The 22,608-nt window shown below is 71.2% G+C and carries 20 protein-coding genes; 11 read left to right on the top strand and 9 right to left on the bottom strand.

Annotated features, from left to right (window positions below; translation table 11 throughout):
• Window positions 1–6: 6 nt before the first annotated feature.
• Window positions 7–1,278, bottom strand: coding sequence for an MFS transporter (locus AB0878_RS22140; RefSeq protein ID WP_366582139.1), 1,272 nt, complete (start codon window positions 1,276–1,278; stop codon window positions 7–9).
• A gap of 291 nt (window positions 1,279–1,569) precedes the next feature.
• On the opposite strand from AB0878_RS22140, the gene AB0878_RS22135 reads away from it, so the two are divergent.
• The 3 genes from AB0878_RS22135 (at window position 1,570) to AB0878_RS22125 (ending at window position 4,473) form a co-directional block, all read left to right on the top strand.
• Window positions 1,570–2,163 (top strand): TetR/AcrR family transcriptional regulator, encoded by a 594-nt coding sequence (locus AB0878_RS22135; protein ID WP_366582138.1) that lies wholly within the window; start codon window positions 1,570–1,572, stop codon window positions 2,161–2,163.
• A 94-nt stretch (window positions 2,164–2,257) separates the two neighbouring features.
• Window positions 2,258–3,298, top strand: coding sequence for an LLM class F420-dependent oxidoreductase (locus tag AB0878_RS22130; protein ID WP_366582137.1), 1,041 nt, complete (start codon window positions 2,258–2,260; stop codon window positions 3,296–3,298).
• Window positions 3,299–3,510: 212 nt separating this feature from the next.
• Window positions 3,511–4,473 (top strand): exopolyphosphatase, encoded by a 963-nt coding sequence (locus AB0878_RS22125; RefSeq protein ID WP_366582136.1) that lies wholly within the window; start codon window positions 3,511–3,513, stop codon window positions 4,471–4,473.
• A gap of 258 nt (window positions 4,474–4,731) precedes the next feature.
• Here AB0878_RS22125 and AB0878_RS22120 read toward each other — a convergent pair whose 3' ends face one another.
• The 4 genes from AB0878_RS22120 to AB0878_RS22105 all read right to left on the bottom strand — a co-directional run bounded on the left by AB0878_RS22120 (window position 4,732) and on the right by AB0878_RS22105 (window position 9,460).
• Window positions 4,732–7,113 (bottom strand): glycosyl hydrolase family 65 protein, encoded by a 2,382-nt coding sequence (locus AB0878_RS22120; RefSeq protein ID WP_366582135.1) that lies wholly within the window; start codon window positions 7,111–7,113, stop codon window positions 4,732–4,734.
• Window positions 7,110–7,841: a beta-phosphoglucomutase family hydrolase gene (locus tag AB0878_RS22115; RefSeq protein ID WP_366582134.1), complete on the bottom strand. Its 732-nt coding sequence runs from the start codon at window positions 7,839–7,841 to the stop codon at window positions 7,110–7,112. The genes AB0878_RS22120 and AB0878_RS22115 overlap by 4 nt, the downstream gene beginning before the upstream one ends.
• A gap of 10 nt (window positions 7,842–7,851) precedes the next feature.
• Window positions 7,852–8,220: a metalloregulator ArsR/SmtB family transcription factor gene (locus AB0878_RS22110; protein WP_285974562.1), complete on the bottom strand. Its 369-nt coding sequence runs from the start codon at window positions 8,218–8,220 to the stop codon at window positions 7,852–7,854.
• 91 nt (window positions 8,221–8,311) lie between these two features.
• Window positions 8,312–9,460 (bottom strand): ROK family protein, encoded by a 1,149-nt coding sequence (locus AB0878_RS22105; RefSeq protein WP_366582133.1) that lies wholly within the window; start codon window positions 9,458–9,460, stop codon window positions 8,312–8,314.
• 482 nt (window positions 9,461–9,942) lie between these two features.
• Between AB0878_RS22105 and AB0878_RS22100 the strand changes: the two genes are divergently transcribed.
• The 3 genes from AB0878_RS22100 (at window position 9,943) to AB0878_RS22090 (ending at window position 14,114) form a co-directional block, all read left to right on the top strand.
• Window positions 9,943–12,207 carry a molybdopterin cofactor-binding domain-containing protein gene (locus AB0878_RS22100; RefSeq protein WP_366582132.1) on the top strand — a complete coding sequence of 755 codons (2,265 nt, stop codon included), beginning with the start codon at window positions 9,943–9,945 and terminating at the stop codon, window positions 12,205–12,207.
• Window positions 12,208–12,233: 26 nt separating this feature from the next.
• Window positions 12,234–12,689, top strand: coding sequence for a (2Fe-2S)-binding protein (locus AB0878_RS22095; RefSeq protein ID WP_360603922.1), 456 nt, complete (start codon window positions 12,234–12,236; stop codon window positions 12,687–12,689).
• Window positions 12,690–12,869: 180 nt separating this feature from the next.
• Complete coding sequence (locus AB0878_RS22090; protein WP_366582131.1) at window positions 12,870–14,114, top strand: helix-turn-helix domain-containing protein; 1,245 nt, start codon at window positions 12,870–12,872, stop codon at window positions 14,112–14,114.
• Between the two features lie 71 nt (window positions 14,115–14,185).
• Here AB0878_RS22090 and mgrA read toward each other — a convergent pair whose 3' ends face one another.
• Complete coding sequence (gene mgrA / locus AB0878_RS22085; RefSeq protein ID WP_366582130.1) at window positions 14,186–15,214, bottom strand: L-glyceraldehyde 3-phosphate reductase; 1,029 nt, start codon at window positions 15,212–15,214, stop codon at window positions 14,186–14,188.
• Window positions 15,215–15,482: 268 nt separating this feature from the next.
• Between mgrA and AB0878_RS22080 the strand changes: the two genes are divergently transcribed.
• Both AB0878_RS22080 and AB0878_RS22075 read left to right on the top strand, forming a co-directional pair.
• Window positions 15,483–16,364: a MoxR family ATPase gene (locus tag AB0878_RS22080; RefSeq protein ID WP_366582129.1), complete on the top strand. Its 882-nt coding sequence runs from the start codon at window positions 15,483–15,485 to the stop codon at window positions 16,362–16,364.
• Window positions 16,361–17,743 (top strand): VWA domain-containing protein, encoded by a 1,383-nt coding sequence (locus tag AB0878_RS22075; protein WP_366582128.1) that lies wholly within the window; start codon window positions 16,361–16,363, stop codon window positions 17,741–17,743. The genes AB0878_RS22080 and AB0878_RS22075 overlap by 4 nt, the downstream gene beginning before the upstream one ends.
• Here the strand turns inward: AB0878_RS22075 and add are convergent.
• A complete protein-coding gene (gene add / locus AB0878_RS22070) occupies window positions 17,721–18,692 on the bottom strand; it encodes an adenosine deaminase (protein ID WP_366582127.1) in 972 nt (323 codons plus the stop codon). The two genes, AB0878_RS22075 and add, sit on opposite strands and share 23 nt — an antisense overlap.
• 137 nt (window positions 18,693–18,829) lie before the next feature.
• Here add and AB0878_RS22065 point away from each other — a divergent pair, with 137 nt between their 5' ends.
• Window positions 18,830–19,036 carry an antitoxin gene (locus tag AB0878_RS22065; RefSeq protein ID WP_366582320.1) on the top strand — a complete coding sequence of 69 codons (207 nt, stop codon included), beginning with the start codon at window positions 18,830–18,832 and terminating at the stop codon, window positions 19,034–19,036.
• Window positions 19,037–19,105: 69 nt separating this feature from the next.
• On the opposite strand, the gene recQ is transcribed toward AB0878_RS22065, so the two are convergent.
• Complete coding sequence (gene recQ / locus AB0878_RS22060) at window positions 19,106–20,941, bottom strand: DNA helicase RecQ (RefSeq protein ID WP_366582126.1); 1,836 nt, start codon at window positions 20,939–20,941, stop codon at window positions 19,106–19,108.
• 160 nt (window positions 20,942–21,101) lie between these two features.
• Here recQ and AB0878_RS22055 point away from each other — a divergent pair, with 160 nt between their 5' ends.
• Window positions 21,102–21,563, top strand: a complete 462-nt coding sequence (locus AB0878_RS22055) for a DUF6314 family protein (RefSeq protein ID WP_366582125.1) — start codon at window positions 21,102–21,104, stop codon at window positions 21,561–21,563.
• A gap of 41 nt (window positions 21,564–21,604) precedes the next feature.
• Here the strand turns inward: AB0878_RS22055 and AB0878_RS22050 are convergent, their stop codons facing one another.
• Window positions 21,605–21,772 (bottom strand): hypothetical protein, encoded by a 168-nt coding sequence (locus AB0878_RS22050; protein WP_366582124.1) that lies wholly within the window; start codon window positions 21,770–21,772, stop codon window positions 21,605–21,607.
• A 181-nt stretch (window positions 21,773–21,953) separates the two neighbouring features.
• Between AB0878_RS22050 and AB0878_RS22045 the strand changes: the two genes are divergently transcribed.
• Complete coding sequence (locus AB0878_RS22045) at window positions 21,954–22,607, top strand: hypothetical protein (protein ID WP_366582123.1); 654 nt, start codon at window positions 21,954–21,956, stop codon at window positions 22,605–22,607.
• The last annotated feature ends 1 nt before the right edge of the window (window position 22,608 follow it).

Here is a 22,608-nt window from a genome sequence, read left to right as displayed (position 1 = left end):
AAGTGATCACACGGAGTCGAGGTCGGCACTCCCTCGGGCCAGGGCCGCCCGGCTGACGCCCAGCACGCAGCCGAGCGACAGCAGCGACACCAGGCAGACGTAGACGGCCACCGAGACGACCGAGCCGGTGGCCCGGACCAGGGCGGCCGCGATGATCGGGGCGAGCGCGCCACCCAGCAGGACGCCCATCTGGAAGCTGGTCGACGCGGCGCTGAACCGCACGCGGGCGTCGAACATCTCCACGATGAACGTGGCCTGCGGTCCGTAGCTGATGCTGAAGAAGATCGCGCCCACGAGGTAAGCCCCCAGCACAGCGGCGAAGTTGCCGCTCGCGACCGCGAGGATCGTCGGGTAGATCCACGCCGCCATCGCGGCGAGGCCGATCAGGATCATGCGGCGCCGGCCGAACCGTTCGCTCATCGAGCCGAAGTACGGCAGTGCCACGCACGCGACCACGCCGGAAACCATGATGGCGGTGAGCAAGGAGCCCCGGTCCATCGTTTTCGCCGAGGTGGCGTAGCTCAGGGCGTAGGTGTTGACGATGTAGTAGTAGGCGCCGGTGCTGATCATCGATCCGATGGCGAGCAGGATCTGCGCGGGGTACGCGCGGATCGCGGTGATCAGCGGCGCGCGCTGCGCCTCCTTGCGTTCCCGGACCTTCTCGAACACCGGTGTCTCGCGCAGCTGCAGCCGCACGACGAGGCCCACGGCCACCAGCACGATGCTGATGAGGAACGGAATCCGCCAGCCCCACGCCATGAACTGCTGCTCGGGCAGCTGCGAAACCAGCAGGAACACCAGGGTGGACAGCACCAGCCCGGCCGGGACGCCGATCTGGGGGAGGCTGCCGTAGAGGCCGCGCTTGCGGGGCGAGGCGTACTCCACGGCGGTGAGCACGGCGCCGCCCCATTCGCCACCGACTCCGAAACCCTGCACCAGGCGCAAGAGCACCATGAGGATCGGCGCCCACACGCCCACTTGCGCGTAGGTGGGCAGCACGCCCATGAGGAACGTCGCGAAACCCATCATGGTCAGGGACAGGACCAGCATCTTCTTGCGGCCGATCCGGTCGCCGAAGTGGCCGAGGATGATGCCGCCGATCGGCCGCGCCCCGAACCCGATCGCGAAGGTGGAGAACGCCAGCAACGAGCCCGCGAGCGGGTCCGCGGACGGAAAGTACAGCGGGGCGATGACCAGGGCGGCGGCGATCCCGTAGAGCTGGAAGTCGTACCACTCGATGGTCGTGCCGATCAGCACCGACAGGGCGACCCGCCGCATCGGTGGACGTGCTCGGTTCGACGGCTCCCCGGGCGCACCCTGTGCGGTCGCGGATCTCGACGTTCCTCGTGCTCGGTCCGGCGTCAGCTCACTCGCCATGTACCTCTCCTCGTTGCTTTGGGGACGGCGGGAGCGCCGTCCGAACCTGATGACTGCGTCGGCATTCAGGAGCGAGGGCGGCCGCGTGGCTGTGGCTGGAGTCGGCCGTTCGCGAGATCGATCGGCAGGCGTCGCCGATCGATGGTTAATTAACGTTCATTAATGGGTGAAAAGGGACGATAGTCTGGAGCTGTGACCAAGTCAACGGCCGTCTCGCCGCACGCCGTGCACGAAGCCGCTCGTGATCTCTTCGCGAGCCGGGGCTACCGCGGCACCTCGATGAAGGACATCGCGCAGGTCCTGGCGGTCTCCGCGCCGAACCTCTACAACCACGTCACGTCCAAGCAGGATCTCCTCTACCGGATCATGGACGTGGCGATGGACCGCGCCCTGGCCGCGCTCGCCACCGCCCTCGACGGCGTGACCGACCTGGCGGACCAGCTGCGGCGCGCCACCGAGGTGACGGTGCTGGACTTCCTCGAGAACCCCGCCGAGGTCACGGTCTGCAACAGCGAGATCCGCAACCTCGAACCGCCGCTGCGCCAGGCGATCATCGACAAACGCGATGCCTACGGCGCGCAGATCCTCGCCATCGTCGACCGCGGCTGCGCGCAGGGCCTGTTCGACGTGCCCGAACCGCGGGTGGCCTCGTTCGCGATCCTGGAGATGGGCAACAACGCGAAGGCCTGGTTCCACCCGGACGGCCACTACACCGCGGCCGAGGTGGCCGCGCTCTACGGCACGTTCGCCCTGCGGATCGTCGGCTGCCGGTCCGAGCCGGGGTGATCGTGCCGGTGGTGGCCCATCGGGGCGCGCGTCGCTAGGCTAAGCGCACGCTTAGCCAGGCCGGTGCGCTGAGCCGTGGGAACGAAGGAGCGCGATGAGGATCGGGACGGGCATCAACTACTCCGGCGGGTTCGCCGACAGCGTGGCGGACATCGTCGAGCTGGAGAAGGTCGGGCTCGACATCGCCTTCGTCCCCGAGGCCTACAGCTTCGACGCGGTGAGCCAGCTGGGCTACCTCGCGGCGAAGACCGAGCGGGTGCAGCTGGCGTCCGGGATCTTCCAGATCTACACGCGCACGCCGAGCCTCACCGCGATGACGGCGGCGGGCCTGGACTTCGTGTCCGGCGGCCGGTTCACGCTGGGGCTGGGCGCGTCGGGCCCGCAGGTGATCGAGGGCTTCCACGGTGTGAAGTACGACGCGCCGCTGGCCCGCACGCGCGAGATCGTGGAGATCTGCCGGCAGGTGTGGCGGCGCGAGCGCGTCGTGCACGAGGGCAAGCACTACACCATCCCGCTGCCCCCGGAGCAGGGCACGGGACTGGGCAAGCCGCTGAAGCTGATCAACCACCCGGTGCGCGAGCGGATCCCGATCCTGCTGGCGGCGCTGGGGCCGAAGAACGTCGCGCTGACCGCGGAGCTGGCCGAGGGCTGGGAGCCGATCTTCTTCCACCCCGAGAAGGCCAACGACGTGTGGGGCGAGGCGCTGGCCGAGGGCAAGGCCAAGCGCGACCCGGCGCTGGGCGAGCTGGACGTGTTCGCGGGCCCGGCGCTGGCGATCGGCGACGACGTGGAGCACCTGCTCGACCAGGTCCGGCCGCACCTGGCGCTCTACATCGGCGGGATGGGCGCGCGCGGCAAGAACTTCTACAACACCCTCGCCCAGCGCTACGGCTTCGAGGCCGAGGCGAACCGGATCCAGGACCTCTACCTCGACGGCAAGAAGGACGAGGCGGCGGCCGCTGTGCCGCTGGAATTGCTGCGCGCGATCTCGCTCGTGGGCCCCGCGTCGTACGTCAAGGAACGGGTGGCGGCGTTCGCGGAAGCGGGGGTGACCACGCTCGTGGTCAGTCCACTCCAGCCCGGCCGCGAGGCTCGGGTCGAGGCGGTGGCGAAGCTGAAGGAGATCATCGGCTGACCTGGGTCGACGCGCCGGTGAGCGGGACGAATCCGTCTCGCTCAGGCGTTCGGTTTACCATGTCGTAATACGAAGGTGTGAAGAAGTCGCACCTCGGACTCGGCGGCTGTGGTGGGAAAACCGTAAATCCGCCTCTGATGGGTCACATCAGGTGTAGGAAAGGTCTTCCGGGGGAACACGACGGCGAAGGCGAAAGCGAGGTAGGCCTGACTGTGCGCAAAATAGCGGGGCCGGCTGCAGGGGTTCTGGACGTGGGTTCGTTCAGCGCCCGCCTTGTCGTACTCGAGCCCGGGGGCACACCTCTGGAGCCCGCCCTGAGCCACCAGACCCGGCTGCGCCTCGACCGCGAACTCGACGACGACTGCCGCCTGAGCCCGCGCGGCATCACGGCCATCTCCGCGGCGGTCGCCGGCGGCATGGCCGTGGCGAAGGAGCACGGCGTGCGCGACGTGTTCCCGCTGGCGACGTCTTCCATCCGCGACGCGGCCAACGCTCGTGAAGTGGTGCGCCGCGTCCGCCGCGACACCGGCGTGGAGCTGCAGTTCCTGTCCGGGCGCCGCGAGGCCGAGCTGACCTACGTGGGCGCCCGGCGCTGGTACGGCGCGTCCGCGGGCCCGCTGCTGGTGCTCGACATCGGCGGCGGCACGGTGGAGCTGTCGGCCGGGCGCGGTTCGCAGGCCGACTTCGCCCGTTCGCTGCCGCTGGGGGCTCGCTCGGTCACGCGCGACTGGCTGCCGGCCGAGCCGCCGGTGCGGTCCAAGAAGGTCCGGGCGCTGCGCGAGCACGTGCTGGAGGAGGTGTCGGGCGCGTTGGGGGATGCGGCCGAGCACATCACCGGCCACCGGGTGGTCGGGTGCTCGAAGGTGCTGCGTCAGCTGGCCCGGCTTGCGGGGGATCGCCCCGGTAAGGACCGGGAGCTGTATCTCGACGATTTGCGGGTGTGGATCCCGCGGCTGGCTGCGATGCCGTCGGCGAAGCGGGCCGAGTTGCCCGGCATCTCACGCCAGCGGGCGCAGCAGGCGCTTGGTGGCGCTGTTGTGGCGGAAGCGCTGCTGACCATCGCGGGCGGACGCATGGCGATCTGTCCGTGGTCGACGCGCGACGGCCTGCTGCTCACCCTGCTCGACGCGCTCGTCACGACCCCGGACAGCACGGGTTCGCGTCCGGCTGCGTGACACCTCTGGTGCGGCCAGGGTGTCACGGAGTATCCCGGACGTATGACACGTGAGCTTTTTCCGCGGGATCGCGCTGAGGACGACGAAGACGACTTGACGCTGCCCGATCCCAGCCGGGTGCGTTCCGAGGTGCCCTCGGCGCCGGGGCCGGATCTGACGCCGAGCGAGACGAAGGAAGTGGAGTCGCCGCCGGGTACTGAAGACGCTGAGGACGCCTGAGCCCGGCGGACGCCCTGAGCGCCCGCCGGGGACGGAAACTCAGGCTTCCGGCGAAACGAACTGGCGCAGTTTCGACGCGTCGCGGCGTTGGGGCGCGCGGCCGTAGGGCTGGACCGGCGGGGCGCCCGCGTCGACGTCGACGATGGGGAGCGTCACGGGGTCCGTGGTGACGGTGAAGCGCTCGCCGTGGTGGACGAGCTCCAAGGCGGCGCCTTCGAGGACGTGGTAGGTGGCTTCGCCGGGGCGGATGGCGACCTGGAAGCGGGTGCCGCGGAAGGCCAGGCGGAAGGTGATGCCGCCGAGCTGGCGGGGCAGGCGCGGGGCGAACGAGAGCTGGCCGCCGTGGTCGCGCAGGCCGCCGAAGCCCGCGACCGTGCCTTGCCACGCGCCGGCGAGGGAGGCCATGTGAAGGCCGTTGCGGACGTTGTTGTGCACGTCGTGCAGGTCGGTCATCGCGGCCTCGGCCAGGTAGTCGTACGCGAGGTCCAGGTGGCCCACCTCGGCCGCGATCACGGCCTGCGTGCCGGCCGAGAGCGACGAGTCGCGCACCGTGCGGGCCTCGTAGTAGGCGAAGTCGCGGGCCTTCTCCTCGGGGCTGAACGAGTCGCCGCACAGGTGCAGCGCCAGCACGAGGTCGGCCTGCTTCACGACCTGCTTGCGGTACAGGTCGAAGTACGGGTAGTTCAGCAGCAGCGGGTAGAACGCCGGGTCGGTGCCCTTGTAGTCCCACTCGTCGTGCTCCAGGAAGCCCTCCGACTGCGGGTGCACGCCGAGTTCCTGGTTGTACGGCAGGAACATCGCGTCGGCCGCGGAGCGCCAGCTGTCGAGCTCCGCGATGTCCACTTCGAACTGCTCCACGACGTCGGGGAACTTTTCGCACACCTGCGCGGCGGCGATCAGGTTCCGGCGCGCCATCAGGTTGGTGTAGACGTTGTTGTCCGCCACCGCCGAGTACTCGTCCGGACCCGTCACGCCGTCGATGCGGAAGTGGCCGTGCCGGTCGTAGTGGCCCAGCGAAGCCCACAGCCGCGCCGTTTCCACGAGCAGCTCGGCGCCGCAGGTGCGCTCGAAGTCCTCGTCCTTCGTGGCGTTGACGTAACGCTGCACGGCGTCGGCGATGTCGGCGCTCACGTGGAACGCCGCCGTGCCCGCGGGCCAGTACGCGGAGCATTCGGCGCCGGTGATGGAGCGCCACGGGAAAGCCGCGCCGCGCAGGCCGAGCTGCTTCGCGCGTTCCTTGGCTTTGTCCATTGTGGAGTGCCGCCAGCCGAGGGCGTCGCGCGCCGCGTCGGGGATGGTGTAGGTGAGCACGGGCAGCACGAACGTCTCGGTGTCCCAGAACGCGTGCCCGTCGTAGCCGGGGCCGGTGAGGCCCTTGCCGGCGATCGCGCGCGTCTCGCCGCGGGCCCCGGCCTGCAGCAGGTGGAACAGCGCGAACCGCACGGCCTGCTGCAGCTCGGGGTCGCCGTCGATCTCGATGTCCGAAGTGGCCCAGAAGTCGTCGAGGTACTGGCGCTGCTCGCTGATCAGCCCCTTCCACCCCGTCTGGCGCGCGCCGGCGAGCGCGGCCTCGACCTGCGCGCGCAGGGCGGGCACGGACCGCTGCGCGGACCAGCCGTAGGCCAGGAACTTCGTGATCCGCAGGCGCCCGCCCTTCGGCACGTCGACGGCGACCGTGAGCCGCGCGAGGTCGTCCTCGCTGTGGATGCGGGTGCGGATGCCGTCGTCGACCTCGATCTTGTGGTCCATCGCGGCGGCCATGCGCAGGCCGGAGTTGCGCGTCTGGTGCACGAGCACGGCCTGGTAGTTGGCCGCGCGGTTGAACTGCGACACCAGCGGCGTGTCGAGAGCGGCGGCGACGCGCGGGTCGCGGGTGTCGGACTCGATGGGTTCGTTGGCCAGCAGGTCGGACTGGACCACGAGCTGCAGGTCCTCGTCGACCGGCTCCACCTCGTAGCGGATCGCCGCGATCGCGCGCTGAGTGAACGACACCAGCCGCTCGGTCTTCACGCGCACGCGCCGGCCGGTGGGGGAGGACCACTCGGTGGAGCGGGTCAGGGTGCCGCTGCGGAAGTCGAGCATGCGGTCGTGCTTCACCGCGGTGCCGTAGCGCATGTCGAGCGGCTCGTCCTCGACCAGGAGCCGGAGGATCTTGCCGTCGGTCACGTTGACCACGGTCTGCCCCTCCTCGGGGTAGCCGTAGCCGCCTTCGGCGTAGGGCAGTTCGTGCTGCTCGTAGAAGCCGTTGAGGTACGTGCCGGGCAGCCCGCGCGGCTCGGCCTCCTCGAGCGTGCCGCGCAGGCCGATGTGGCCGTTGGACAGCGCGAACGCCGACTCCGTGCGCTGCAACGCGTCGACGTCGAGGCCGCGCCAGCGCAGCTCCCACGGCGAGCACTCGTAGCCGAACAGCGTTTCGGTCATGCCTTCTCCAGGAGTTCGGCGAGGTCGTCGACGACGACGTCGGCGCCGTGGGATCGCAGTTCGTCGGCCTGGTCGGCGCGGTTCACGCCCACCACGTAACCGAAGTGCCCGGCGTGCCCGGCCTGCACACCCGAAAGCGCGTCCTCGAACACGGCCGCGTGCGCGGGCTCGACACCGAGCGCTTTCGCGCCGGCGAGGAAGGAATCGGGCGCGGGCTTGCCCTTGAGGTTGTCGCGCCGGATGACCAGGCCGTCGATCCGGGCTTCGACGAACTTCGTCAGGTCCGCGGCGTCGAGCACCTTCGCGCCGTTGGCCGACGACGTCACCACGGCGATGCGCAGGCCGGCCGTCTTCGCCGCTTCGAGGTAGCGCACGGAGCCGGGGTAGGGGTTCACGCCGCGCTCTTCGATGATCTTGAGGACCAGCTCGTTCTTGCGGTTGCCGACGCCGTTCACGGTCGGCTCGTCCACGCCGTCGTCGGGCGAGCCCTCGGGCAGCTGGATGTCGCGCGAGCGCAGGAACTCGCGCACGCCGTCGGCGCGCGGGCGGCCGTCGACGAAGGCAGCGTAGTCGTGGTCGGTGAACTCCCGGAACGCGTCGCCGTCCCGGCTGCGGAGAAACTCGTCGAACGTCCGTTTCCACGCTTCACGGTGGAGCACGGCCGTTCCGGTCAGCACGCCGTCGAGGTCGAACAGACAGGCGGTGATGGTGTCCGGCAGTCCGATCATGCGTGCAAACCTACCGGTCCGGATCCGCTTCCGCGGCACCCGTGTCGTGCGGCCGCACGCGGTGGATCAGCTCGTGCACCGTCGCGTCCGCCAGCCGGTACCGCACCACGCGCCCGTCGCGGTGCGCGGTCACCAATCCGTGGGCCCGCAACAGCCGCAGCGCCTGCGAAACGGCGGTGTCCGTCATGCCCGTCGCCGCCGCGAGATCGGTGACGCTGATCTCGCGCGCGTAGTGGATCGACACGAGCAACGCCAGCCGCGACGGATCGGCCACCACGGCGAACCGCCCCGCCCACTCCTCGATGACCGCCCTGTCCCCGAGCCCGGCGACAGCGGCGGCCACGCGCTCCGGGTCGATCAGACGCCGGTCGGGCTCGATGCTCACAGTGGCCGATGATTCCACCCGGCCCGCACGAGGACCACCGCGGCTACCGGGATCGGGTGTTTCGGACGCGGCGGGGCGTTCCGGCTCAGGCCGGCCCGACCCGGCGTTCGAACACCAGCCCCTCCGCAGCGCGCAACCCCACGCTCATCGCCCCCGTCAGGACGCCGTCGTCGCCCAGTTCGCCTTGGACGACGGTGGGGAGGAGGGGGGTGAAGGAGCGCAGGGCGCGGTCGATGGGGTCCAGGAGGAGGTCGGCGGCGGTGCCGATGCCGCCGCCCAGGACGATGAGTTCGGGGTCCACCACGGCGGCCACGGAGGCGACCGTGTAGGCGAGGCGGTCGGCTTCGGTCTGCACGGCGCGCTGGGCCAGCTCGTCGCCTTCGCGGGCGAGGCGGAAGACCTCGCGGGCGGATTTCGCCGTGCCCAGGCCGAGTTCGCGCGCGCCGCGGACCACGGACTGGGCGGCGGTGGCCTCTTCGAGGTGGCCGCGGGCCGGGACCTCGCCGCCGGACTGCGTGCGGCCGTAGGGGAGGTAGCCGATCTCGCCGGCGGCGCCCGTCGCGCCGCGGAAGACGCGGCCGTCGACCATGAGGCCCATGCCGACGCCGGTGCCGATCATGAGGCAGCCCACCACGGAAGCGCCGCGGGCGGCGCCGCTTTCCCATTCGCCGACGGCGGTGAGGTTGGCGTCGTTCTCCACGACCAGGTCGGGGCCCAGCGCGGCCTCCAGATCGTCGAGCAGGCCCGGTTTGCCCCAGCCCGGCAGGTTCGGCGCGTGCCGGAAGCAGCGCTTCGCCGGGTCCGCGACGCCGGGGGAGCCCAGCACCCGCACCACGATGTCGGCGTCGGTCAGCCCGGCCTCGGCCACGATCTCGCCCGCCAGCCGGCCCACGGAAGCGACGAGCGCGCTGCCGGAACGGGCCGTGTTGCGGGCGTCGCGCCGCGCGACCACGGTGCGGCCCAGGTCCGACACGGCGACGCGGATGTGCTCGCGCCCGATGTCCACACCCAGCACGTACCCCGCGGTGGGGTCGGCTTCGTAGAGCACGGCGGACCGGCCGGTGCCGGTGGACGTGTGCCCGGTCGCCCGCGCGAGGCCCGCGGCCTCCAGCGCCAGCAGCGCCTGGCTCACCGTCGGCTTCGACAGCCCGGTGTCCTTCGCGACCTGCGGCCGCGTGGCCGGCCCGCCGCGGCGCAGCAGGTCGAGCACCGCCCGCTGGTTGATCCTGCGCATCCCGGCCGGCGTGCCGACCGGCGGAGTCCCCGCGCCCACCACGTGCCGCCCGCTTCCTACTCGTGCCGATGTCACCCCTGCCAAGGTAACCGGCTTCGGCAGGAAACCTTCTTTTCACCCGTTCGGTGACCAGCGGCAGAGCGTCCAGACGACGATACGGGTGGTCGGCGCCATCCCGCGGGAGGGCGCGCGGGGCCGGCGTCCGAAGGGCCATCCGGCCCAGCCCGCGCTCACCCGTCGGCACGCCCGTGAACGCCCGATCCGACCAGTGGTGAATGTGTCACGACGCACATTCGGAGGCGGTCGGCTGTTACCTCGTCACAGACATCAGTCGACACGACTACCGCGCGTTGCGTCGTTTCTGTCACGTCCATAGCGTGGCGCGCCAGACCTCCCGTTCCACCATCCGGGCTGCACCGTCGCAGCGACGCTCGCCCGGCCGCGCCATCCTCACCGGCGCGAGTGCCCCGAAGGGATTCCCGATGGCCAGTCCCACCACCAGCCCCGGACCACAGGGCGACGCCGCGCCGGACGACGACAGCGGCCGCGTCGGCCGCCGCCGCTTCCTCACCTACCTCGTCGCCGCGCCGACCCTGACGGTCGCGACGAAGCTGTCGTTCGACACTCTCGCGCCGGGCACGGCCGAAGCCGTGGTGCCGACGCTGCCGCAGCCCGCCGAGATCCTCGACCTCGGCGACGTGCTCACGCTCTCCTGCGCGCCGACGTCCGGCATGCTCCTGCTCGAGGTGACCACCGACGGCCGCGTGCGCCTGCAGCTGCCGCGCGCCGAAGTCGGCCAGGGCATCAACACGGCCAGCGCGATGCTCGTCGCCGAAGAGATGGACCTGCCGCTGGACATGGTCGACGTGGTGCTCGCCGACGCGCGCCCGGAGCTGCTGTTCAACCAGCTCACCGGCGGCTCCAACACCATGCGGTCGCTGTACGACCCGATCCGCACCGCCGCCGCGACGGCCCGCGCCCGGATGGTGTCCGCCGCGAGCTCGCAGTGGAACGTCCCGGCGGCGCGCCTGACCACCCGCGACGGTCTCGTGCGCTCCCCGGACGGGCGCAAGGCCTCCTACGGCGTGCTCGCCGGCCCGGCCGCCCGCGCCGACCTGCCCACCGCGGCCGTGAAGCCGAAGGCCGAGTCGGACCACACGCTGGTCGGCACGCCGACCTCGCGCAAGGACGCGCTCGCCATGGTCACCGGCAAGCAGGTCTACACGCTGGACCTCGACATCCCCGGCGCGATGCCGGTGATGGTCCGGCGCCCGCCGACGATCAACGGCACGGTCAAGAAGGTCAACAACGAGGCCGCCGTGCGTGCGATGCCCGGCATCATCGACATCGCCGTCGTGCAGACCGGCGTCGCCGTGATGGCCGAGACGTTCGGTCAGGCGCTCGACGGCAAGAACGCCCTCGACGTCACCTGGAACGCAGGCACGGTCGACGGCGAGAACAACGCGTCCATCACGAAGAAGCTGCAGGCCGCGGCGCTGCCGTTCGTGGTGCCGCCGCTGCTGACGCAGTACGTGGACGGCGAGTTCGACTTCGCGTTCGTCAGCCACGCGCCGATGGAGTCGAACTCCGCGGTCGCCGATGTCCGCGAGGACAGCGCCACCATCTGGGCCGGCCTGAAGTCGCCGATCGTCGCGAAGCAGACCATCGCGCAGGAGCTGGGGCTGCCGGAGAACAAGGTCACCGTGCACGTCCAGCAGGGCGGTGGTTCCTTCGGCCGCCGGCTGTTCTTCGACGCCGCGCTGGAAGCCGCGCACATCTCCAAGGCGATGAAGAAGCCCGTCCGCCTCATGTGGAGCCGGATCGACGACATGCGCCACGGCCGCGCCCGCGCCGCGAGCCACCACAAGATCCGCGCGACCTTCGCGCTCGGCCAGGTGCTCACGTTCGAGCACCGCGTGGCCAGCGTCGAGACCGACTGGGGCCACGGCCTCGGCGAGATCCTCACCGCGTTCGCCGCGAAGCTGCCTGTGGGCGGCAACCTGAGCTTCGCGCAGACGGTGTTCCTGCTGACGGTGAAGTCGCCCTACAACTACGGCGTCACCACGCAGCTGCTCAACGAGGTGCCGCTCAAGTTCCACACCTCGGCGTGGCGCTCGGTCTACTCCGCGAACACCCGCGGCGCCGAGGAGATCATGGCCGACGAGATCGCGGCCAAGCTCGGCAAAGACCCGCTGGAGTTCCGCCGCGAGTTCATCAAGGAGCCGCGCCAGAAGGCGGTGCTGGACAAGGTCGCCGAGCTCGGCGAGTGGGGCAAGAAGATGCCGAAGGGCTTCGCGCAGGGCATCGCGGTGCACGGCGAGTACAAGTCCTACACCGCCTGCCTGGTGGAGATGGACGCGCGCGACCCGAAGAACCCGCGCGTCACCAAGGCGACCATCGCCGTGGATGTCGGCAAGCCGGTGAACCCGCGCGGCATCCAGTCGCAGATGCTCGGCGGGCTCACCGACGCCATCTCGACCACGCTCACCGCGGGCCTGCACATCGACAACGGGCTCCCGCTGGAAGGCAGCTACTCGCAGTTCCACTACGCGCGCCAGAAGAACGCGCCGATGGACGTGAACGTGTTCGTGATGCCGGCCAACGGCAGCGAGATCGGCGGCGCGGGCGAGCTCGGCCTGCCGGCGCCGGTGGGCGCCATCGCCAACGCCTACGCCCGCGCCACCGGCATCAAGCCGCGCAGCTTCCCGATCAACTTCCCGGTCGACTTCGAGCCGTTCCCCCGCTGATCTCCCCACCACCGCAAGGAGTTCCCATGCCCAACTACACCTTCGTGGTGAACGGGAAGACCGTCACCGTCGACGCGCCCGCCGACCTGCCGCTGCTGTGGGCGCTGCGCGACAAGCTGAAGGTGCGCGGCCTCAAGTACGGCTGCGGCATCAACGTCTGCAAGGCCTGCACCAGCCACCTCGACGGCGAGGCGGTGAACCCGTGCGTGGTCCCGGTCTCCGAGTGCGAGGGCCGCGAGGTCACCACGATCGAGGGCCTGGCGGACGGCGACACCCTGCACCCGGTGCAGGAGGCGTGGCTGGAGCAGGACGTCGCGCAGTGCGGCTACTGCCAGCCGGGCCAGATCATGGCCGCCGTCGCGCTGCTGAAGAAGACCAAGAACCCCACCGACGCCGACATCGACGCGATCGAGAACGTGTGCCGCTGCGGTTCGTACTTCCGCATCCGCGAGGCGATCAAGGCGGCCGCGGCGAAGATGTGATCCGCGAATGCGGAAGTTCTACACCAGTTCCTCCGCATTCGCGGCAAGTGTCACAAGTTCACCCGGCCGAGTGACCGGCCGTCGTGTTAGATGACCTTCCCGAGGGCTCAACGACGAGTCCCCGTACGGTCACGGGCGAAGGGCGCGCGAGCGCCCTTCGCTTCGGCCTGGAGGGCGTTGATGCACTACCAGACAGTTCTGCGCGACGGGCTCGCGCCCGTGGTCTCGGCGCTGGCCGCCGAGGTCGACACCGCCATGCCCGAGCTGATCGAAGCGACCACGCACCAGATCCTCGAGCAGATGCCCGTCTACCGCGACCAGCGGTTCGTGACGCACGCCGAGCTGCGCAAGTCCGTGCGCGCCAACCTCGACTACGTGATGCGCACGCTGCGCGGCGAGGACGTGCCCGACCTGTCGCAGGCGCGCGCCACCGGCCGCGCGCGGGCGCTGCAGGGCGCGCCGCTGCCGGAAGTCCTGCGGGCGTACCGGATCGGGCTCACCGAGGTGTGGCACCGGTTCGTGCTGCTGACCGCGCGCGGCGAGCACCAGGACCTCGCCGGGCTCGTCGCCGCGACCTCCGCCGTGTGGGCCCTGGTCGACGACTACGCCGAGGCGCTCACTTCGTCCTATCGGGACACCGCTGCCGAAGTCGTGGTGGCGCACCAGAACCGGCGCTCGGCTCTGGTCGAGGCGCTGTTCGCCGGCGGCGCGGCGACCGAGGGCACGCTCTGGGACATCGCCCGCGTGCTGGAGCTGACCGTGGACGGCAGCTTCGTGGTCGTCGCGGCCGAAACGCCGCGGCTGGGTCACGAACCGCTGCCGAAGATCGAACAGCGCCTGCGCGAGGCCCAGCACGCCTCGGCTTGGCGGCTCACGCCGGACCTGCAGGTCGGGGTGGTGTCGCTGCGCGACCCGTCGGCGTGCAAGGTGACCATCGACCTGCTGCGCGAAGCGCCGGTGGGCCGCGTCGGCATGAGCCCGGTGTTCTCGGGGCTGGGCAACACTTCCCGGGCGCTGCACTTCGCGCGCGTCGCGCTGTCCAGCATGGCGCCCGGCTCCACGGGCCTGGTGCAGTTCACGGAATCGCCGCTCGCGGGCCTGGTCGCCAGCGCGCCCGAAGCGTCGGTGCAGCTCGCGCACCACGTGCTGCGCCCGATCCTCGACCTGCCCGGCGACGACCGCAACGTGCTCCTGCTGACGCTGCGCGCGTGGTTCGACTGCCAGGGCTCCACGAAGCTCACGTCGGAACGGATGTTCTGCCACCCCAACACGATCCGCCACCGCCTGCGCCGCATCACCGACGAGCTCGGCCGCTCGCTCACGGACCCGGCGGACATCGCCGAGCTGGGCGCGGCCCTGCGTGCGCTGCACCTGTTCCCGGAGACCTCACACCTGCCGGCCCCGCGGCCGACGCGCGCCGGCTGAGGCCACCGACCGTCCACAGTAGCCGGTGCCCCGGTGGCCGGCGACGCGAACGCCACCGGCCACCTGCGACGTCAGGCGTCGCTGGACTGCTTCCAGAGGTTGATGTCCGACTCGGTCGCGTACCGGTCGATCTCGGCCAGCTCCTCGGCGGTGAAGTCGAGGTTGCCGAGCGCGGCGACGTTGTCTTCCAGCTGCTTGACGCTGCTCGCGCCGATCACCAGCGACGTCATGCGCGGGTCGCGCAGGGCCCAGGCCAGGGCGAGCTGCGCGAGCGACTGGCCGCGGCGCGCGGCGATTTCACCGAGGCCGCGGATCTTCGCGAGCCGGTCCTCGGTGATCGTGTTCGGGTCGAGCGACTTGCCCTGCGCCGCGCGCGAGTCGGCGGGCACGCCGCCGAGGTAGCGGTCGGTGAGCAGGCCCTGCGCGAGCGGCGAGAACGCGATGCAGCCGGCGCCGGCCTCCTCGAGCGTGTCGAGCAGGTGGTCGTCCTCGGTCCAGCGGTTGAACATGGAGTACGAGGGCTGGTGGATCAGCAGCGGCGTGCCCAGCTCGCGCAGCAGGCGCGCGGCCTCGGCGGTGCGCTCGGAGTTGTAGGAGGAGATGCCGACGTAGAGCGCCTTGCCCGAGCGCACGGCGCGGTCGAGCGCCCCGACGGTCTCCTCCAGCGGCGTCTCCGGGTCGAAGCGGTGGGAGTAGAAGATGTCGACGTAGTCCAGGCCCATGCGGCCCAGCGACTGGTCGAGCGAGGCCAGCAGGTACTTGCGCGAGGCCCAGTCGCCGTACGGGCCCGGCCACATGTCGTAGCCGGCCTTGGTCGAGATCACGAGCTCGTCGCGGTAGGGCTTGAAGTCCGTGGCGAGGATCCGGCCGAAGTTCGACTCGGCCGAGCCGTAGGGCGGGCCGTAGTTGTTGGCCAGGTCGAAGTGCGTGATGCCGAGGTCGAAGGCGCGGCGCAGGATGTCGCGCTGGACCTGCAGCGGCCGGTCGTGGCCGAAGTTGTGCCACAGGCCCAGGGAGATGGCGGGCAGCTTCAGTCCGCTGCGCCCGCAGCGCCGGTAGGGGATCGAGTCGTATCGGCTGGTCGCCGCAACGTAGGTCACGTGGCCAGATGCTAGCTCGCGACGAGCCGGGCGGCTCCTTCGCCGCACAGCCTCAGGCGGCGGGCGTGGAACGGACAGCCGCGCCCCCCGCTCGGTCCAGCGCGCGCACGGCCGCGGACGAGCTCTGAAAACACCGTGCCGAGGCGCCCGGCCGAACAGCCGGGGGAGGAGACCGTGGCGGAACTCAACCGCACACTCGCGCGGATCGTGGAGACGGACCGAGCCCCGGCCAGTACAGTGCCAGGTGAGCATCCGCTTAGGAGGTCACGTGGGCACCGGGTTCTTCTCGTCCGTCGACGACGTGTCGGCGCAGCTGGCCGAGGTCGGTTACCTCGCCTCGACGGCGGTGGCGACCACCGTGTTCCTCGCCGACCGGCTGGGCAAGCCCCTGCTCGTGGAGGGCCCGGCCGGCGTGGGGAAGACGGAGCTGGCCAAGGCCGTCGCCACAGTCAGCGGTTCGCGGCTCGTGCGGCTGCAGTGCTACGAGGGCATCGACGAGGCCCGTGCGCTCTACGAGTGGAACCACGCCAAGCAGCTGCTGCGCATCACCGCCGGGCGCGACGAGACGTGGGAGGACGCGCGCACCGACATCTTCGGTGAAGAGTTCCTGCTGCGCCGCCCGCTGCTGCAGGCCATCTCCGGCACCGAGTCCACCGTGCTGCTGGTCGACGAGACCGACAAGGCCGACGTCGAGGTGGAGGGCCTGCTGCTGGAGGTGCTCGGCGACTTCCAGGTCACCGTGCCCGAGCTGGGCACGATCACCGCCACCCGCGACCCGTTCGTGGTGCTCACGTCCAACGCGACGCGCGAGCTGTCCGAGGCGCTGCGGCGGCGCTGCCTGTTCCTGCACATCGACTTCCCCGACCCGGAGCTCGAGCTGCGGATCGTGAAGCTGCGCGTGCCCGGGATCGACGCGGCGCTGGCCGACTCCGTGGTTCGCGTGATCGCTGCGCTGCGCGCCATGGACCTGCGCAAGCTGCCGTCGGTCGCCGAGACCATCGACTGGGCGCGGACGCTGCTGGAGCTCGGCGCCGGCACGCTCGACGAGCAGATCGTGCGCGAGAGCCTCGGCGTGGTGCTCAAGCACCAGGACGACATCACCAAGGCCGGCGCGGGCCTCAAGCTCGACCAGGTGCTGGACGCGTCTTGAGCGCGCCCGGCGTCACCGAGCGGCTCACGGCGTTCGTGCAGGCGCTGCGGGCGCAGGGCATCCCGGCGGGCCCGGCCGAGACCGTCGACGCGGGGGCCGCGCTGGAGGTGCTCGGTTTCGACGACCGCGAGCTCGTGCGCGAGGGGCTCGCCGCCGCGCTCGTGCGCCGCGGCGGCCAGCGGGCGGTGTTCGACGCCGCGTTCGACCTGTACTTCCCGGCCGGTGTCGGCGTGCCCGAGCTGGCGCGCGAAGACCGGCCGCGGGACCTCGAACAGCTGAGGGAGGCCGTGGCGGCCGCGCTGGCCGAGGGCGACCAGCAGGCGCTGGCGCAGCTCGCGGGCGTCGCCGTGGAGATGCTCGGCGGGTACGGCGCGGGTTCCGGCGCCGGCGGCGGGTTCTCCGCGCACCAGACGCTCGACCGGCTGCAGCCGCAGACGCTGATCGTGCGCGTGCTCGCCGCGATCCGGGCCGCGGGCGGCGGCTCCGACGAAGGCGGTGAGTTCACCGACCGGCTCACCCGGGACGAGGTCCGCCGCCGGGTCGAGGACTTCCGCGGGAACGTCCGCACGGAGGCCCGCCGGCGCGCGGCCGAGGTGCGGGGGCGCGACCGCGTGGCCAAGCACGCGATCGCGCCGGCCGCGGACCGCGTGGACTTCCTGATCGCCAGCCGCGCGCAGCTGGCCGAGCTGCGCCGGGCCGTGCAGCCGTTGTCGCGCAAGCTCGCGACCCGGCTCGCCGCGCGCCGCAAGCGCACCACGCGCGGGCAGATCGACCTGCGGCGCACGCTGCGGCGGTCGTTGTCGACGGGTGGCGTGCCGGTGCGTCCGGCATTCCGGCACCGGCGGCCCGGCCGGCCCGAGATCGTGCTCCTGTGCGACCTGTCGGGTTCGGTCGCGGGGTTCGCGAACTTCACGATGCTGCTGGTCCAGGCGCTGCGCGACCAGTTCAGCAAGGTGCGCGTGTTCGCGTTCGTGGACAGCACCGACGAGGTCACGCACCTGGTCACCGCGGGCGTCGCCGACCCCGAGCACCTCGGTGCGCGCATCCTCGAAGAGGCCGCCGTGGTGCGCTGGGACGGCCACAGCGACTACGGCGGCGCCCTGCGCGGGTTCACCGGCAAGTGGCTCGACGCCGTCGGCCCGCGCACGTCGGTGCTCATCCTCGGCGACGCGCGCACCAACGGCGGCGACCCCAACCTCGACGCCGTCCGCGCCATCCGCGACCGCGCGCGGCACGTCTACTGGCTCAACCCCGAGCGTCGCGCCCTGTGGTCCACCGGCGACTCGGCGGCGCTGGCGTATGCGGAGCTCGTGGAAATGCACGAGTGCCGCAACGTGCAGCAGCTGAGCACGCTGGTCACGCGCCTGCTGCCGGTGTGAGCCACGCGGCGATCTCCTTGCGCAGCGCGGTTTTCGTCTCCTCCGGGGCGAACGACGCCGTGACGGCGGCTTCGGCCAGCGCGGCCAGTGCGGTGTCGTCGTAGCCGAACGTGTCGCGCGCGGCGGTGAACTCGTCGGTCAGCGTGGTGTGGGTGATCGAGGGGACGTCGGTGTTCAGCGTGACGGCGAGGCCGGCGTCGACCAGGTGGGGAAGCGGGTGCTTCGCGAGGCTCGGCACCAGGCCGAGGACGACGTTGGACGTCGGGCACACCTCGAGCGCGATCCCGCGGTCGCGGACCTCGGCCACCAGCTCGGGGTCGTCGAGGACGCGGATGCCGTGGCCCAGGCGCTCGGTGCGGCCGACATCGAGGGCTTCGCGGATGCTCTCGGGCCCCGCGTCCTCGCCCGCGTGGTGCACGAGGTGGAGCCCGGCCTCGCGCGCCTTCGCGAAGACACCGGCGAACGGGACGAGCGAGTGGCGCTCCTCGCCGGCCATGCCGAGGCCGACGACCCGGTCGTGGGCGAGGGCGAGCCGCAGGGTGTGCTCGGCGCGTTCGACGGACCGGCGGCGCGAGTGGTCGAGAATCACCCGGGTCTCGAGCTCTCCTCCGGACAGTCCTTTGAGGACGGACGCGAGCGGCATCTCCGCGTCCCCCAGCCGTTCCCCGTGCGACGCGGCCGTGAACGTCACCTCGGCGTAGCGCGTCCCCTGCACGGCTTCGTCCACGCAGAACTCCCGGGCGACGCGCTCGAAGTCCTCCGGCCTGCGCAGGCAGGCGCGGATGAGGGAGTTGTAGTCGGCGAAGTCGCGGAACCCGGTGAACTTCCGCGTCTCACCGGGCAGCGGCACCTCGTTCGCGTCGGCCAGCTCACGCAGCGTTGCCGGCCGCACGGTGCTCTCGAGGTGGACGTGCAGGTGCGCCTTCGGCAGCGCCGCGAGATCTCGCATGGGGCCGATCATGCCTGGTCAGCCGCCGCGGGTCGCGGGGATTTCCGCGGGCCCCGGTCCGGAATGTTCGAATCGGGGGAACTCCGGGTACTCATCGCAGCGTTGAGGGGATGACGAGAAACCCGCGGGAGGACTCCATGGCAATGCTCAAACGACTCGCCGTCCTGGCCGGTGCGGCCGGTGCCGTCACGTCGTACGCGAAGAAGAACCCGGAGAAGGTCAACCAGGCCGTGGGCAAGGCCGCGCAGTTCGTCGACCAGAAGACCAAGGGCAAGTACCACGCGAAGATCAACGGCGTGACCCAGAAGGTCTCCGACGCGACGAAACCGAAGCCGAGCCACTGACCTCGAGGGCACCTCGATCCCGCCCGTCGCGGCGAACGGAGATCGGGGTGCCTGCGCCGGGTGCCGCCCCTACTCCTCAGCCAGCGCGGCCAGCACGCCCTCGCCGTACTTCGCCAGTTTGGCCTCGCCGACGCCGCTGACGGTGCCCAGGGCGGAGAGGGAGCCGGGGCGTTCGGCGGCGATCTGGCGGAGCGTGGCGTCGTGGAAGATGACGTAGGCGGGGACGCCCTGGTCCTTCGCCGTGGCGGCGCGCCAGGCACGGAGGCGTTCGAACAGGGGCGCGGCCTCCGCGGGCATTTCCACGGCCGCGGCGGTGCTGCGGCGGGAGGTGCGGGCGGCGCGGGCCGGGCGTTCGGGTTCGCGGCGCAGGGACACCGTGCGTGAGCCGTTGAGCACGGACGTGCTGCCGTCGGTCAGGACGAGGGAGCCGTAGTCCCCTTCCACGGCGAGGAGGTTCTGCGCCAGGAGCTGCCGGACGACGGCGCGCCACTCCTGTTCGCGCAGTTCGGTGCCGATGCCGAAGACCTTGAGCGTGTCGTGCTGGAACTGGGTGACCTTCGGGGTCGTCTTGCCGAGCAGGATGTCGATGATCTGGCCGGCGCCGAACTTCTGGCGGCGTTCGTTGCGCAGGCGCACGACGGTGGAGAGCAGCTTCTGGGCGGGGATGGTGCCGTCGAAGCGTTCGGGCGGGGCGAGGCAGGTGTCGCAGTTGCCGCAGGGCTCGCCGGTCTGGCCGAAGTAGGCGAGGATCTGCGTGCGGCGGCATTCGACGGTCTCGCACAGCGCCAGCATCGCGTTGAGGTGCGCGGCCTGCCGGCGGCGGTGGGCCTCGTCGCCCTCGCCGTTCTCGATCATCTTGCGCTGCTGCATCACGTCCTGCAGCCCGTAGGCGAGCCACGCCGTGGACGGCAGCCCGTCGCGGCCCGCGCGGCCCGTCTCCTGGTAGTAGCCCTCCACGGACTTCGGCAGGTCCAGGTGCGCGACGAACCGCACGTCCGGCTTGTCGATACCCATCCCGAACGCGATCGTGGCCACGACCACGAGCCCGTCCTCGCGGAGGAATCGCGACTGGTTGTCCGCGCGGGTGCGCTTGTCGAGCCCCGCGTGGTAGGGCACCGCGCGGATTCCGTTCTGCACCAGGAACTCCGCCGTCTTCTCCACCGACGCGCGCGAAAGGCAGTAGACGATCCCCGCGTCGCCCTTGTGCTCGGTGCGCAGCAGCTCCAGCAGCTGCTTCTGCGGCGAGTTCTTGCCGACGATGCGGTACTGGATGTTCGGCCGGTCGAAGCTCGCGACGAAGTGGCGCGCGCCGTCGAGGTTGAGCCGCGCGGAGATCTCCTTGTGCGTGGCCTCGGTCGCCGTGGCGGTGAGCGCGATGCGCGGCACGTCCGGCCAGCGCTCGTGCAGCGACGACAGCATCAGGTAGTCGGGCCGGAAGTCGTGGCCCCACTGCGACACGCAGTGCGCCTCGTCGATCGCGAACAGTGCGATCTTCCCCCGGTCGAGCAGCCGCACGGTCGACTCGACCGAAAGGCGTTCCGGCGCCAGGTAGAGCAGGTCGAGCTCACCCGCGACGAACGCCTCCTCCACGCGCTGGCGCTCGCCGAAATCCTGTGTGGAGTTGAGGAATCCCGCGCGCACGCCGAGGTTGCGCAACGCGTCGACCTGGTCCTGCATCAACGCGATCAGCGGCGAGATCACCACGCCGACGCCGGGCCGCACGAGCGAAGGGATCTGGTAGCACAGCGATTTCCCGCCGCCGGTGGGCATCAGCACCAGCGCGTCTCCGCCGGAGATCACGGTTTCGACGATGTCCGCCTGATCGCCGCGGAACGCGTCGTAACCGAACACACGCTGCAGGGTTTCGAGGGCGGGGGAGCGCTGGGCCTGGTCGGGGTGAGCCACCCGGCCGATTCTAGGCGCCGGGACCGACACCGCGGTGCCACCCCGGGCGCCTCGGCGCGTTTCCGGCACGAGTGTCCCGCTCGCGCCACGGAAGTCACGCTGTGTGTGATCCCCACCCCGTCGCCGCGTCACGTCGTACGGGCGGGCGCAGAATGGCGGGGTGGACTTCGCGATCACCGACCTCGCCGCGCACTTCACCGGCACCTGGCGGCTCTCGCGCGACATCGTGGCCGCTGACGGCGAGCCGATGGGCGAGGTCACCGGCACCGCGACGTTCACCCGGGACAGCACCCGGGAAGGCGTCCTCGTCTACCACGAGACCGGCGAGCTGCGGCTGCCCGGCTACACCGGACCGGTGAGCCGCACCCTGCTCTACCACCCCGACGGCGCCCGCGCCGCCGTGCACTTCGACCACGGCGGCTTCTTCCACGACCTCGACCTGGCCACCGGCCGGTGGCGCACCGACCACCCGTGCCGCGACGACCTCTACCGCGGTGAGTACCGCGTGCTCGACGCCGACCACTGGAGCCAGGAGTGGGTGGTCGCCGGCCCGGCCAAGGACCACGTGATCACCACCCGCTTCACCCGCGCGTCCCCTTCCGCGACCCGGACGGAAACCTGATCGAGGTCGGCAACCACCTCGGCTGAACCGCCGGGAACGGCTCAGCGGCGCCGGTTGCGCACGATCAGCAGCAGGACGGCGAGCGCGGCGACGATGCACACCACGGCCAGCAGCGTGCCGGCCCAGCCGGGCACGGGGACGCCGGCGATGGTGCCGAAGGCCGGCACGACCCGGAGCGCGCCGGAGGCGAGCCGCACGGTGGTGTCCACGTGCCGTCCTCCCGTCTGCCGGGTTTCGCCCTGATGTCCGAACCGTACCGCATCCGGGGGTACGGGCAGGGCCACTCGGCCGAAAACGCCGTTCATCGGCGGTATTCGCGTTTCGCCTGGGCAGCGGCGGGCATCCGACCGGGACGGGGGGCTCGACAAAATCCGTGAAGGAGTTCGTGCGATGCCCACTTGGCTCATCGTCGTGATCGTGGTGGCCGCCGTCGTGGTGATCGGTGCCGTGGCCTGGCTCGTCGTCCGGGAACGGCAGCGGAAACGACTGCAGCAGCAGTTCGGTCCGGAATACTCGCGCGCGGTGGAGGAGAGCGACAATCCGCGTGCGGCACAACGGGAGCTGGCCGAACGCGAACGCCGCCACCGGGACCTCGACATCCGGCCGCTCTCGGCGTCGGCACGCGAGCGCTACGCCCAGCACTGGTCGCTGATCCAGGAGAAGTTCGTGGACCAGCCCGCGGGTGCGCTCGACGAGGCCGACGACCTGCTCGTGGCCGTGATGTCCGAGCGCGGCTACCCGACCGAGGGCTACGACCAGCAGCTTTCCGATCTGTCCGTGCGCCACTCGCGCACGCTGGAGCACTACCGCGCGGCGCACGAGACGCATCGCCGCCACGCGGAGACGGCACTGTCCACAGAGGAACTGCGCTCGGCGATGGTGCACTACCGCACCGTGTTCGAGGACCTGCTGACCGACGACACCGGTGCCGAAAGCCGTGGCGACACGCGCACCGACGACGACACCGTCGAGCGCCGCCGCGAGCACACCGCCGCGCGCGGCGGCAACCACCGCGGCGCCCACGAGCGGAACGGAGAACGCTGAC

It is taken from the genome of Amycolatopsis sp. NPDC047767 (assembly GCF_040704195.1).
Classification (GTDB): Bacteria; Actinomycetota; Actinomycetes; order Mycobacteriales; family Pseudonocardiaceae; genus Amycolatopsis.
The sequence above is the reverse complement of the archived record's forward strand: the minus strand, read 5'-3'. Positions and strand labels throughout refer to the sequence as shown.